Here is a 14684-nt window from a genome sequence, read left to right on the forward strand (position 1 = left end):
ATACACAGGTAGTATGACCGGTTTTTTTCTACTCTATATATATGTAATTGACTTAATGAAGAACTAAAAAACTACTTAATATCCGTAATGCGCCATGAAGACAAGAAAAAATGCAGGGAAAAAATTCCAGCCCTATAACAGCCTGATAGAACAGCTCGCTGCACAGGCAGCCGATGCCGACAATAAAGTATTGCCCGAAATTTTAGTCATAACCACTTTTCCGCCAAGGCAATGTGGCATAGCAACCTATTCTCAGGACCTTATCAAGGCGCTTAACGATCATTATGTAGATTCGTTCTCTATTAAGGTATGTGCTTTAGAGAACAAAAATGAAAAGCATACCTATAGCGATCCGGCAGTTAAATACATTCTTGATGTATCTGACCCCGAATCATACAATCAGTTGGCTCAGGCCATAAATGAAGATGACAATATTAAGGTTGTACTTATGCAGCATGAGTTTGGACTGGTTCACGAAAGTGTTTCCAATTTTAACTTCTTCATCAATGATGTAAAAAAACCATTAGCAGTAGTATTCCATACCGTATTACCGGGTCCAAATGATGAATTAAGAGCAAACGTTCAGCATATACTTGACCGCGCCGACTCCTTAATAGTAATGACCAACAATGCATCCGATATACTGGTTCGCGACTATATCGTGAACCGTAATAAGATTACCGTGATTCCGCACGGCACACACCTTGTTGCCCACACCGACAAAAATGAGCTAAAACGTAAATATGGATTTGAAGGCAGAACCATACTCTCTACCTTCGGACTGCTTAGTGCAGGGAAAAGCATTGAGACCACTCTCGATGCACTTCCTGCCGTTATCAGCAACACACCCGATGTACTTTTCCTTATCATTGGTAAAACACACCCTACCGTAGCGCTAAACGAAGGCGAAGTATATCGCGATTCGCTGATTGCAAAAATTACGGAACTGGGTATTGAGGAAAATGTAAAATTCATCAATAAATATGTTGACCTGGACGAGTTACTGGAATACCTTCAGCTTACCGATGTTTATCTGTTTACATCAAAAGATCCTAATCAGGCCGTAAGCGGAACTTTCTCTTACGCCCTTAGCTGCGGATGCCCTATTGTATCTACTCCTATCCCACACGCTAAAGAAGTACTGGCAGGTGAAACAGGATTTACATTCGACTTTGGAAATTCCGGGCAGCTTGCCGATCGTATCAACACCTTATTATCTGATGAAGGATTAAGAAGAACAATGGTACTGAACGGACTGCACAAAATTATACATACCGCATGGGAAAACTCAGCCGTAGATCACGCCAAACTGCTTTCTGAAATGGGAGGTATAAAACTGGAATACCGCAATCCTGCCGTAAACCTGAACCACATTAAAGCAATGACAACCGATTTCGGCATGCTTCAGTTCAGCCAGCTTAACAGGCCTGACCCTACATCGGGCTACACCCTGGATGATAATGCACGAGCAATGATCGCTATGACACAATACTATAAGCAGTATAAAGACCCTGAAGCATTACGCTACATAAATATTTACCTTGATTTCGTAGAATTCTGCCAGTTTAAAGATGGCCGATTCATGAATTATGTAGATATCAACAGGCAGTTTACTACACAAAACAAGAATGAAAACCTTGAAGACAGTGCCGGACGTGCTATGTGGGCATTAGGCTATGTAGTCTCGTTGAGCAACATCCTGCCTAAAGACATAACCGATAAAGCAGCAGCAATGTTCCAAAAGTCGCTTTCGCTGACTAAGAACATCTACTCAACAAGAGCAATGGCTTTCGTAATCAAAGGGTTGTACTATTACAACCGAAAAATTAAAGACGCTGATACTCTTATATACATAAAGCTTTTTGCCGACCGCATGGTACAGATGTACCGCCATGAAGCTGATGCAGAATGGAAATGGTTTGAAGGCTACTTAACATATGCTAATAGCGTACTTCCTGAAGCGCTTCTGCTTTGTTATACCATTACCAATGATGAAACCTACAGAGATGTTGCTAAAGAGGCTTTCGACTTCCTTATCTCACAAACATTTGATGATGAATCCATCCGAATTATTTCTAACAAAAGCTGGCTACACAGAGGCGGTGAAAGAGAACGTTATGGCGAACAACCTATTGACGTAGCCTACACCATACTTGCACTTCGAAAATTCCATGATATATTCAAATCGGAAGAATACCTTAACAAGATGGAAATGGCTTTTAACTGGTTCCTTGGCAATAATCACCTGCAACAGATTATTTACAATCCTTGTACAGGAGGCTGCTTTGACGGACTGGAAGAACATAACGTTAACCTGAATCAGGGCGCCGAAAGCACTGTGAGCTACCTTATGGCAAGGCTAACCATCACTAAATACTTTGGTAATGCCGATATGGTATATTTCAGGAGAAAACAAAGAGCCGCAAAGATTGCCGCTTTACGCTCACTTGAATTCTAAACTTAGTAAACCACACCTTGATGTGTACCCAAATAGAGAGGCCCCTGCATTGCAGGGGCCTCTTGAGTTATATAGCAGAGCGATTGAGAAAAAGGCTCTTAATTTAATTTTTCAATTTGTACAGCGCCTTTTTGGTTTTTTAAAGCACTCATAACAACATCATAATTATTCGAATCTAGATTCTGAGCTACCCAACCCGGAACAAGAACAATTCTGAACACCTGATTAAGCGAAAAATCTTGTCTTTCAATCGGATCAAATGTAGCATCCAGATAAATTACCACTTCATCCTGAGAGAAGTCAAAATTATAATTAAGTTGTCCTTGTGGAAGATTGTAAGTCGTAGGGATTGGTTCCCAAATATCATTACCTAACTGATTCGTCCCGGACAATCTATAAACCAGAACAACATCGGATGAATAAATTTTTGGATTTAATGGAACTAAAGCCTGATAATTACCGCTTGCAACAAAATTTACATTGTCAACCTCAAAAACTTCCGGATAAGTATCGTAATCTGTATAATTTCCATTATCGTCATTGTTACAACTCGTGAGCCCAAATACACTCACAATGCTTAGTAGTAAAAATATCTTTTTCATGATTTAAAATGTGTTTAATTGTTGATTTAATTTTACAGTTTAAAGATACAATTCCAAAAACCGAACCAAAAATTTAATTCAATAAAAATTCACTAAAAAAAGTTTTGGATACCTTTGTATATGATGGAGAGTAATTTAAAATTATACATGGTTTTGCTGGGCTGCACGCCCAAAGGCAGGCTAACCGAACAGCACGATATTTTTTTCGGGATAGGCACTTCTGTTGAAGGACTTGTAAGCGATATGTACCGTTTTTGGCCTGATGGCGGACGCCTCCATGTAGACTCCTGGCGCGAAGTTACTTATATAAACGGCTATACCATTTCTATTGCTCCTAAAAGCGAAGCTATCATCACAGAAGAAAAGTTATTTTTCCTGAACCTGGGCGGTTACAAAGCCGGTGAGTTTGAAGAGTACCATTATAAAACCCTGATTGTTGCTAAATCTATGGCCGAAGCGGTGAAAGAAGCCAAGAAGTCCACTTTCTTTAAACATTATAACCTCCCTAAAGGCGGCGCTTCACATATTGACGACAAATATGCCCTTGACGTAGATGATATGCATAATGTGGAAGATATCCTTGACCCTGCATTAAAAGAAAAATTCACCATCAGCATCTCAAAAAATGAGGGCACTGATGATGAACTTCATATAGGTTATCTAAAACTAAAGGTTTAGAAATTCAGCATTACTGTTTTTTTACCCCTTGGTTTTTTCTCCACAGGAATAATGATCTTAACTACGCTACCCCATCCCGGATCGCAGTCAATCCTCATGATACCACCGGTTGAATTCAGGTGGCTGTCAAGACGTTTTTTATCAGCTTCCGATTTTTCAATACCCTGACCGTTGTCTTTAATAGAAACCATCAAACGGGTACCTGTGTAGGTAATTCCAAAGAATACCTTAGAAACCTGTGGATCTTCCTTAACAAACACAAGACTATCCTTAATTACCGAAAGCAACCCTACCTGACTTTCTTTTGTAATTACCGTATTAGAGATACTGTCTGGCTCAGAGATAAGAACCTCAACCGGACTGTCCTTAAAGTAATCAAGAACATACTCTTTAATACTTCCTGAATAATTAGTAAGCGTTGTAGTTTTTGGCGTAAGCAACCAAACGATATCACGAATATTCTCTTCGATCTTACGTGTGGTTTCCTGCATAGCCTCACCCTGGCTTTTTATAGAAGGAAGCCCGTTAGCCCTTTCCACGATAGATTCGCTCAGCGAGTTGATTTCCTCAAGCTTAGAGTCAAGGTCATTGTGCAGGTTCTGCACCATCCTTAAACGCTCCTGCCCTTCGGCTTCGCTAAACATATTGTCTTCTTTATTCTTTTTAAGTGCATTTCTTCTTAGCACAAAGCCCACAATTACCAAAACGATAAGCACCACTACCCCAATAAAAGTATAGAGGTAAAAATCGTAGCCGGCAGTACTTATACTGCTACTATTATCATCAATCTGTGTAGTAACAACTTTGGTTTTTGATGCCTTTGCCTTAAGCTCGGCAATTTCTTTAGAATGCTTAGCATTGATAAAAGCCTCTTTCTTCTGCTCATGGATTTTGTGGTAACGTACCGATTCAGGATACTGTCTCAGATTCTCATAAGCATTAGCCATACCAAGGCTGGCGTTCATTATAACTTCGTCATATTTTATAGAAGTAGCATCCAGATAAGCCTGCTCATAAAGACGAAGCGATTCGTTATAATCCTCCATCATGGCAAGCACTCCACCAAGGCTACATAAAACATCGGCCACCTTAAAGCGGTCATTAGCACTGTTAAAGTACCCTAAGGCTTCTTTATAGTTCAGGATAGACTGAGGAAAATCGCCAAGCTTTTTGTATGCATTACCCATATGGCTAAGCGTTTGCCCCGCCTGAATTTCCATACCACGCGCCCTGTATATGGCCAGTGCCTGGCTATAGGCTTCAAGAGATTTATCTATTTTATGAAGATTTTCATAGGCAGGTCCAATCCCTGTAAGCGCATCGGCAGTAAGCATCTCGTTATTAAGTTGCTTACCAAGCTTTATCGCTTCAGTGAAATACTGAACAGCTAAATCGTCTCTGTTTTGTTTAACATACAAAAGGCCTATTTCTTTGGAAGTATTAGCTACTCCAAGATTGTCTCTTGTGTTTTTAAATGCCGGTAAAGCCAATATGTAGTTTTTCAGGGCTTCGGCAGTATTGTCGTTTTTAAGGTAGGCAGTAGCTAAAGCAGTGTAGGCTTTACCCATTGTCCTTTCATCTTTGTTCTCTCTGGCAAGTGTCGCACTTTCCTTCAGCAACGATATACCGCTACTGAAATTATTTTTCGAAATTTCTTCAATTCCTTGCTCGAGCAAATGTTTTGGCGAATTATCCTGGGCGAAGCAGTTTAAACCAACCAATAGGGCGAAAAAAAGTAAGATTTTTTTCATTAAACAACGTTTTAGGGGGCTTTAACAAAAATAGTAAAAACCAATCATAAAATAAACTTATTGTTAATTTATAAATATTTTTGAATTTATTCGATGAAAGCGCTAAAATATTCGATACTTAACTTATTTACAAGTTTTTTATTGAAAAAATCTCACGTTTTTCACACTATTTAAAAAACGAACATTGTAAGAAAAATTATTTTTTATTGAGAAACCCCTTTCAAAAGAACTAAACATACAGATTAAGTACATATTTTACCGATGAAATGCGTATTTTTTTGACAAGAGTTTTCGGCTTAAGTAAATCTAAAAAAAAGATTTATTTTTTAAATAAACTGTAAGAATATTCTGGGTATTTATCGAGTTTAATATAATAAATTCCAGTTGCTAACTTTGTTATATCGATACGGTTATGCTCCGAGACTATGGTTCCTCTCAACACTTCTTTCCCACTACTATCATAAAAAAAATAAGCCTGATCTTTTATCGAATTATCAGCATCGATATAGACAATTTCCCGGGTAGGATTCGGATAAATCCGTACAAGATCACGCACCTCATTCTGAGGTATACTCAACTCGAAATTCTCCAGGTAATTTGCCAAAAAAGGAGATAAATCAAAGCGATGCAATTTTTGTACAACATTCACGAAAGGCTGTTTTTCAAGATGCTCATTGGAGACAAAATAAGAGCGTCCGTTTTGGGTTGCAATACCTTCCGTCTGATGAAAACCAAGTCCATTTATGCCAACTTTCCTTTTATTTCCTGAAAGGAAATCATATCCCTTAAAATCATACAACAGATACAAAAAGGGAGTAACAATACCACTGTATCCGCACAAAACAACGAGTTTTTTATCTTCTATAAAAGTTGCCCCGGTTATGAGTCCCTTTACATCTAAAGTACCTTTAAGCTGAGCAACATAAGTACCCGGAGTTTTAGATAATGCATATACACTTGTCTTTTTGCTAACCCACTGCTTTGTAAAAAGATAAATGCTATCCTGCGAAACCACCATTGCCTCACAGTCAAAATCAGTACTATTGTTGTTTTTCGGAGAAAAATCAGTCTGGTCGGCATAACTGAACCTGATGGATTCAATTATTGGATTTCCTGCCATAACCGACGTTTTACTCACTTTAAGGATCTCAAGGTTTTGCCTGTTTCCACCTACGTTATTTCCAAAATCACCAATGTAAAAATTGTCACTATCCTGTGCTATTTCTTCCCAATCCTGATTTACAGCTCCGGTAATGGGCAGCGTTTTGATGATAGCTCCCGTAATGCTATCCAGAGCGTATAGGTTAACATCGGTATTATCATTATGGGTATATAATGTATCATTGCTAAAAATAAGCCCTGAGGTTTCTACAACTTCAGCCGGAAGTACAACCGTTGACACAGCCTGTACTGACACCGACGAATACTGGCAACTTCCGTCATTATGGGTAGCTAAAGGGTTATAGTTTGAGCTTAGTGGGTCGGTACAGCCAAAAACCTGGGCCGAAGCCCAATTGCCTGTTACTAACAAAACCACTATTAAAACCCAATTTTTCACTACTTATAGTTTTATATGATAAAGGTAGTGATTACGGAAACAAATAAAAAAACCATTCACATTAGCAAATGGTTTCAAATTTCAGTTTTTAGTTTTATTTATAGTGAATTTCGGTTGTTTCATTTAATATGAGTAACGTTGACTTCATTTGTCGTTGGTCTTTACTAACACTGTAAAAGTATAAGAAACCAAAATACATCAACTTAAAAATTAAGAATAATTCGACATAACCCGAAAGTTAACCGACAAAAAACAGATTGAGTGTTAGGATTTCTTACTCATAATACACCTCTCTTATCGAGTACGGTATTGAGCCATTATTTTTAAAACATCTCACTTTTACAGGATAATTACCGGCGTTAAATTGGTATTCATAGTTAAAAGCATCTCCATTGCTATCGGTGCGCTTTGCAACATATTTTGTATTGCCCAGGCTTTGGGTTAAAAAACCATTTATCAGGAGCGCATTGATTGCATTGCCTTTAAACAGGTTAAGCACTATTTTATGCTGATGCCCTAAAGGAGCTGGCTCGTTGATATATTCAAAATCCGAAATAAAGGATCCGTTTTTATACTTTAAAATATTATCATCGGTATATGTAAGTTCCTCGGTGGCAGAACCTACTGTCTTTTTATACAATTGACCTGCATTATTGATGTAATATACCGCATAAACCGGTTCTCCTGAACCTGTGGTGGTAGCAGTAATGGTATTAGTACTGTTTTCGGTATAAACAAAGGTAGTAGAAGCTGTTGTAGTACCCGTTTCATTTTTAGACACTACCCTACCTAAGTTGTCATAGGTAAGCACATAACCATAATCAGGTGTTTGCAGGCCGCTTGCAGCCGAATAATGCGTCATACTCTCTAAGGTACCTGAGGCATTATAAGCAAACTCGCTTTTCGCCGAAAGCTCATTGAGATTATTGTATTGCTCTTCAAGTACAGCTTTGTCTTCGTCAAAATAGGTTTTGGAAGTAAGTTTTACCGAACCATCAGGGTTGAATTCCGTTTGTACAATTTCACGAAGTATTTTTTCGCTATTCTCTCCGGAAGTGTCTTTACCGGAATTGTCGTCGTTTGAGCACGATGCCATTACCATGGCAAAACATGCAAGCAGTAATCTGGTTTTCATAGTGGGGGACTATTTTATACTGCTAAGTAAGAGCAAATTTATCACATATCAAAAAAACAAATAAAAAACCCATTCTAAGCGAATGGGTTATATATTATTTATAAGTTATCGTCACTATCTGCGATGGCTGACTTCCACCATTTTTATATTTAGTTATTTTTATTGGATAACCAAACACATCAAACTCATAGTTATAATTAAATATTATTGAACCCGAATCGCCTGGTTCAACACTTTGTGTAACATATTTTGTGCTACCGAACGCTAGAACACTGAAGGAATTCGTCAATACTGCATTCTGCCTGTTACCATAAGAGTTCACAAACATATTATGATACTGTCCTTTAAGAGCATTCCCTATACCATAACTTAACGTAATTGTACCTGAGCCTGTTGCTGAAGAATAGCTTTGTAAATCCAGGCCATCAAAAACACTCTCCATATCGAGAGCAGAAGAATCAGAAGTTCTTTTGATTATATTTCCAACCGCATCTACAAAATAAGTACGTTGCTCTGTATAAAATACTATTTCTTCATTTTCCTGTCCTGAATTGTTACTTTGTAGATATCCCTTTAGATTATTAGAAATGGTACCATCGCTATTATATTGGAAAGTATATAAATAATATTGCAATTGTGACATTTCAGCAGTATCCAATGTATAAAGATATTCTATAAGCCTACCTGAATTATCATAAGTAAATTCAGTTTTACTACGAACATCAAAATCAGAATCCTCACTCTCTGTTTTAGAAAGTAAACCTGTATCTCCGTAAGTATATATAGACTGAAACGTTACAATTCCTTCAGCAGAAAAGCTCTTATTGGAAAGTATTTTATCATGGTCATCAAAAATATATTCTGTTGTTGAAGATACCTCTCCATTATTTTCATAATTAGTATATAAAACTTTATCAAGTTTTTTGGGTGATTGTTCAGGGACAGTATTATCCACCGGAGTACTGTCATCACTGCTACAAGAAATAAAAAAAAGTGCCATTAGAGCACATACCAACTTGGTTTTCATAATTTGATTTAGTTTGTTCAGGCAAAACTACAAGATAAATTTTTACAATGAAAACCGATGTAAAATTTCTTTAGCAAAAGTTAAATGATTTCTGCTCCTATAGTAATGTTTTTACCTTTAAGTAAACATTAAAAACAAACCGCTATGAGAGATTTATTAAGAGCATTATTAGCAGGCTGGGGCGCCAAGAAAGCGGGCTTCGGCTGTATAGGAACCATTATTGTATTTATAATACTATACTGGCTGCTGGGGCACGTTTTTTAGACAGCCCTATGCAGCTCCGGCTGCGGCAGCTTGTGCTTCGATATAAAAGTAAACCGATAAAAGCCAAAGCATTTTATCCTGTTCTTCATCAGCAAAAGCATCACTGAGCATTACCCGGTAATCCTGAGAAAATTTATTCCACTGAAAATTGGAATGCACTTCCAACAATATTTCATTTCTATGGTTCTTTATTACATATCCCCCTTTAAAGAAACCTTTGGGCGTTAGCGTTAACGGACGCTCTTCATCCATAGCTTGAGTAATCACATAGCCCTTCCAGGTGTTCTTAACCGTAAACACTACCTTACCGTCTTTTATCACCTCATACCTGAAATTCCAAAAGCCTGTGGGACATATCCTGTAAACACTTTCACCAATAGTAATGACCGCCATTTGCGAATACCATTTAGGATATTCCATAACTCCTATAACCTCATCGTTACAACGGGCGGTGTACTTTCTCTTTTCGGATTTTATAGTAATGGTTTTCATGGTTGATGATTTGTTACGTAAAGAAAACAATACTATTAGCAACAACCAAAAATCATGATGCAGATGTTGGCAGGGTTGTTACAAAAAAAGCCCCCACTTTCGCGGAGGCAATCTTTAAATATTTCAATTATTAAATCTTTAAATCTAAAAGATTACATATTCCTTCTGTACTGCCCACCCACTTCAAACAGGGCAGCAGTAATCTGGCCAAGGGAGCACACTTTAGCAGCTTCCATTAGCTCATCGAATATGTTTTTGTTGTTAATCGCAGCATCCTGAATAATCGCAAGGCGCTCTTCTACCTGTTTTGCATTGGCAGCATGAAGCGTTTCAAGCGTTTTGATCTGGAACAGCTTTTCTTCTTCCGTAGCACGGATAACCTCAGCAGGAACTACTGTTGGCGAACCTTTAGAACTCAGGAACGTATTTACCCCAATAATAGGGAACTCGCCTGTATGCTTAAGGGTTTCGTAGTATAGCGACTCTTCCTGTATCTTAGAACGCTGGTACATGGTTTCCATAGCACCAAGTACACCGCCACGCTCTGTGATACGGTCAAACTCTGCCAATACCGCTTCTTCGACAAGGTCGGTAAGCTCTTCGATGATAAACGATCCCTGGATTGGGTTTTCATTTTTCGCAAGACCAAGCTCTTTGTTGATGATAAGCTGAATAGCCATTGCACGGCGTACGCTTTCTTCCGTTGGCGTAGTAATTGCCTCGTCATAAGCATTAGTATGCAGTGAGTTACAGTTATCATAGATTGCATACAGCGCCTGAAGCGTTGTACGGATATCATTAAAATCTATTTCCTGTGCGTGAAGTGAACGACCTGATGTCTGGATGTGGTATTTCAACATCTGAGCACGCTCGTTAGCGCCATATTTGTTCTTAAGTGCTTTCGCCCAAATCTTACGCGCTACACGCCCGATTACTGCATACTCAGGATCAATACCGTTACTAAAGAAGAACGACAGGTTCGGACCAAAGTCGTTAATGTTCATGCCACGGCTCAGGTAGTATTCTACATAAGTGAATCCGTTAGCCAGCGTAAACGCCAACTGTGTGATTGGGTTCGCACCCGCCTCGGCAATGTGGTAACCTGAAATCGAAACCGAATAGAAGTTCCTCACATTTTTAGTGATGAAATACTCCTGAACGTCACCCATCAGTCGAAGCGCAAACTCCGTAGAGAAGATACAGGTATTTTGTGCCTGGTCTTCTTTAAGGATATCCGCCTGAACGGTACCACGAACCTGTGTAAGGGTACGCACTTTTATTTCATTATATACATCAGCAGGCAGCACCTGATCTCCGGTAACACCTAAAAGCATTAACCCTAGGCCATCATTACCTTGTGGAAGGTCGCCATTGTAGCGCGGACGCTCCACGCCTTTAGCTTTGTATATATCGTTTATTTTTTTCTCAACTTCTTTCTCAAGGCCGTTCTCTTTAATGTAAATTTCACATTGCTGATCGATAGCGGCATTCATAAAGAAACCTAACAGCATTGGTGCAGGACCATTGATGGTCATACTCACCGATGTCATTGGGTGGGCAAGGTTAAAGCCTGAGTATAGTTTCTTGGCATCGTCAAGACAACAGATAGAAACCCCTGCATTACCAATTTTACCGTAAATATCCGGACGGTGGTCAGGGTCATTACCATAAAGGGTAACAGAGTCAAATGCTGTAGAAAGACGTTTTGCCGGCATACCTAAACTCACGTAATGGAAACGGCGGTTAGTACGCTCCGGTCCGCCCTCTCCTGCAAACATACGCGTAGGGTCTTCGCCCTCACGCTTGAACGGATATAATCCTGACGTGAACGGGAATTCGCCCGGTACATTTTCCTGAAGACACCATCTAAGGATATCACCCCAAGCCTGATATTTAGGCAGGGCAACCTTTGGTATCTGCGAATGCGAAAGCGATTCGGTATGCGTTTGTATTTTAATCTCTTTATCCCTTACTTTGAAAGAATAAACAGGATTTTTGTATTTGTTTACCTTGTCATCCCATGTAAGGATGATTTCCCAGTTGTAGGGATCAAGGTTCATTTTCACTCTGTCAAACTCCTTAAGAAGTAGCGACATGAATTGTTTTTTGTCTTCTTCCTTAACTTCAACAGAAGTCTCAACAATACCCGATTTATCAATTGTAGGCGTTACACCTGCAACAGTCTCTATGGTTTTGAAGATACCATATAGTTTTTGGGCAACATCCTGCTGGCTTAGGGCAACCTCATCATACTTACGGTTGTTCTCTGCAATTTCAGAAAGGTAACGCGTTCTGTGCGGAGGGATAACAAATATCTTCTCGCTCATTTCGCGCGTAATCTCGAAAGTCGACTTAAGTCCTGCACCTGTTTTCTCCTCTACCCTGTCCATGATCTTTTTGTAAAGGGTATTCATGCCCGGGTCGTTAAACTGCGAAGCGATGGTACCAAATACAGGAAGGTCGTCAGGGTTAGCATCCCACAGGTTGTGGTTACGCTGGTATTGTTTCTTAACATCACGAAGTGCATCAAGCGAACCGCGTTTGTCAAATTTGTTGATAGCTACAAGGTCGGCAAAATCAAGCATGTCGATTTTCTCCAACTGGGTAGCAGCACCAAACTCAGGTGTCATTACATAAAGCGAAACATCAGAGTGCTCAAGGATTTCGGTATCTGATTGTCCGATACCTGATGTCTCAAGAATGATAAGATCATATTTAGCTGCCTTAAGTACCTGAATGGCCTCGGCAACATATTTTGAAAGTGCAAGGTTAGACTGACGTGTAGCCAATGAACGCATATATACCCTTGGGTTGTTGATGGCATTCATACGGATACGGTCACCTAAAAGCGCACCGCCTGTTTTACGTTTTGAAGGGTCAACCGAAATAAGACCGATGGTTTTCTCCGGGAAATCGATAAGGAAACGACGTACAAGCTCATCTACAAGCGATGATTTACCTGCACCCCCCGTACCTGTAATACCCAGTACCGGAATATTGGTTGTTTCGTTTTGTTTATGGATAGCATCAAGTGTGTCCTTAGCAATTTCAGGGAAGTTCTCCGCCGAAGAGATTACCCTTGCTATAGCCGTAGGATTTTTTTCAGCCAGATGATTTAGCTCACCGTTTAGGGTATCTCCCACAGGAAAATCAGCTCTTTGCACAAGGTCATTGATCATCCCCTGAAGACCAAGCTCACGCCCGTCGTCCGGAGAATAGATACGGGTGATTCCGTACTCATGAAGTTCCTTAATTTCCTCAGGAAGGATTACTCCTCCTCCGCCACCGAAGATCTTAATGTGCCCTGCTCCTTTTTCTTTAAGCAGGTCGTACATGTATTTAAAATATTCGTTATGCCCACCCTGGTAAGAGGTCATGGCAATAGCGTTTGCATCTTCCTGAATAGCAGTATTCACCACTTCTTCCACACTACGGTCGTGCCCAAGGTGAATAACCTCAACACCGGTAGCCTGAATGATTCGGCGCATGATATTAATAGCAGCATCGTGCCCGTCGAACAGGGATGCAGCAGTAACAATTCTTACTTTATTATTAGGAATATAAGGTTGTGCTTGTTCCATTCTGAATTATATTCAATTTTGATGGCGCAAGTTACGGAAATATTAAATTTTTCAAAGCAAAATGCCCCTAGAAAAATCGTTATAGTAAAATATAAGGAACTACCTTACAATATGCTCCAGTTCTCCATCTTGCATAAAGAGCACTCGGGTACGGAACGACTGCGATTTTACATTGGTAGGATACCAGTCACGCCCTTTGGCAGCTATAATGAACAAGCCCTCATCATCACCTGATGCCGTAAAAGCATCGGCACGCGGCTGGCGTTTAAAGATGGGCACACCCTCTTCCTTGGCCAGGGTATCGGCAAGTTCTTTTACATTATTTGTCACCAGGCCAATCTCACTTATGGAAATGTATGACCTGCTGCTGTAAGGTTCATCATCATAAGCGCGATTAGGGTATCGGGTAATAAATTCTACAATATTGCCATTATTGTCATAAAAGTAAAACGACTTGGCGTCCCAGTTTATAAAATTGACTATCTCCTCGCCTTCTACAGGTATAAGGCCCACTTGTTCCCGGATATGGTGGTGCGCATCAAAAAAGCGGTTGTTGGGTACATCAATAGCAAAATGATATACCGGTTTTAATCCTTCAGATTTTTTAAAGATCAGCTTGGTAAAACCTACCTGAAAGAACAGAGCATCCTTTTCGGTAAAAAACGGAGTAAGCCCTAAAGTCTTTTTATAAAATTTTTCCGTAGCGGCGAGATCGTCACTAAGAATTTCGAGTTCAATAATATTCATCTTCTGTGTGTGGTGCAAACCACTAATTTAATGATAATTGCAAAGGCAAAATGTAAAACAAAAGGTAATTAAATGCTAAATCTTCCACTTTTCCGATATTCATAAAATTCTTACCTCAATACTAAAAAAACGAAACCATTATAGCTTTTTAAACCGTTAATTACTAAAATAGTAACACATACTTTGCAGCAGTTATATAAATATCAAAACCCGAGCCATTCGGTATATATATTTGTTATTTTTGCATTCAGCCTGGTGAACTCATTATTCAGAGATGAATTCAACCACAAAGGTCACGAAGTATTCACTACGCTCACAAAGCTTTGTGCGCTTAGTGGCTTCATAGTGTTCCTTGTGGTTAAGAGAACACAAAGCCGCTAACTATAAAAGA

10 protein-coding genes are annotated in these 14684 nt (G+C 39.4%); 2 read left to right on the forward strand and 8 right to left on the reverse strand.

Going from position 1 to position 14684, the window contains the following annotated elements:
* Positions 1 to 94: 94 nt before the first annotated feature.
* On the forward strand, positions 95 to 2458 hold the full coding sequence (locus tag ACFSR3_RS08195) for a glycosyltransferase (RefSeq protein ID WP_379820534.1): 2364 nt from the start codon (positions 95 to 97) through the stop codon (positions 2456 to 2458).
* Between the two features lie 98 nt (positions 2459 to 2556).
* Here ACFSR3_RS08195 and ACFSR3_RS08200 read toward each other — a convergent pair whose 3' ends face one another.
* The gene (locus ACFSR3_RS08200) at positions 2557 to 3060 is read right to left on the reverse strand and encodes a hypothetical protein (RefSeq protein ID WP_379820535.1); all 504 of its coding nucleotides are present in this window, start codon (positions 3058 to 3060) and stop codon (positions 2557 to 2559) included.
* Between the two features lie 120 nt (positions 3061 to 3180).
* Here ACFSR3_RS08200 and ACFSR3_RS08205 point away from each other — a divergent pair, with 120 nt between their 5' ends.
* On the forward strand, positions 3181 to 3738 hold the full coding sequence (locus ACFSR3_RS08205) for a DUF1543 domain-containing protein (RefSeq protein ID WP_379820536.1): 558 nt from the start codon (positions 3181 to 3183) through the stop codon (positions 3736 to 3738).
* Here ACFSR3_RS08205 and ACFSR3_RS08210 read toward each other — a convergent pair.
* The 7 genes from ACFSR3_RS08210 to ACFSR3_RS08240 form a co-directional block, all read right to left on the reverse strand.
* Complete coding sequence (locus ACFSR3_RS08210; RefSeq protein ID WP_379820537.1) at positions 3735 to 5489, reverse strand: ATP-binding protein; 1755 nt, start codon at positions 5487 to 5489, stop codon at positions 3735 to 3737. The two genes, ACFSR3_RS08205 and ACFSR3_RS08210, sit on opposite strands and share 4 nt — an antisense overlap.
* A gap of 319 nt (positions 5490 to 5808) precedes the next feature.
* Positions 5809 to 7047, reverse strand: a complete 1239-nt coding sequence (locus ACFSR3_RS08215) for a T9SS type A sorting domain-containing protein (RefSeq protein ID WP_379820538.1) — start codon at positions 7045 to 7047, stop codon at positions 5809 to 5811.
* Positions 7048 to 7321: 274 nt separating this feature from the next.
* Positions 7322 to 8182, reverse strand: coding sequence for a hypothetical protein (locus ACFSR3_RS08220; RefSeq protein ID WP_379820539.1), 861 nt, complete (start codon positions 8180 to 8182; stop codon positions 7322 to 7324).
* A 94-nt stretch (positions 8183 to 8276) separates the two neighbouring features.
* Positions 8277 to 9209 (reverse strand): hypothetical protein, encoded by a 933-nt coding sequence (locus tag ACFSR3_RS08225; RefSeq protein ID WP_379820540.1) that lies wholly within the window; start codon positions 9207 to 9209, stop codon positions 8277 to 8279.
* Between the two features lie 270 nt (positions 9210 to 9479).
* Positions 9480 to 9965, reverse strand: coding sequence for a hypothetical protein (locus tag ACFSR3_RS08230; RefSeq protein ID WP_379820541.1), 486 nt, complete (start codon positions 9963 to 9965; stop codon positions 9480 to 9482).
* Positions 9966 to 10117: 152 nt separating this feature from the next.
* The gene (locus ACFSR3_RS08235; protein WP_379820542.1) at positions 10118 to 13546 is read right to left on the reverse strand and encodes a methylmalonyl-CoA mutase family protein; all 3429 of its coding nucleotides are present in this window, start codon (positions 13544 to 13546) and stop codon (positions 10118 to 10120) included.
* Between the two features lie 99 nt (positions 13547 to 13645).
* Positions 13646 to 14293 (reverse strand): VOC family protein, encoded by a 648-nt coding sequence (locus ACFSR3_RS08240; RefSeq protein ID WP_379820543.1) that lies wholly within the window; start codon positions 14291 to 14293, stop codon positions 13646 to 13648.
* Positions 14294 to 14684 lie beyond the last annotated feature (391 nt).

The sequence above is a fragment of the Flavobacterium suzhouense genome (genome assembly GCF_042684765.1).
In the GTDB taxonomy this organism is placed as follows: Bacteria; Bacteroidota; Bacteroidia; order Flavobacteriales; family Flavobacteriaceae; genus Flavobacterium; species Flavobacterium suzhouense.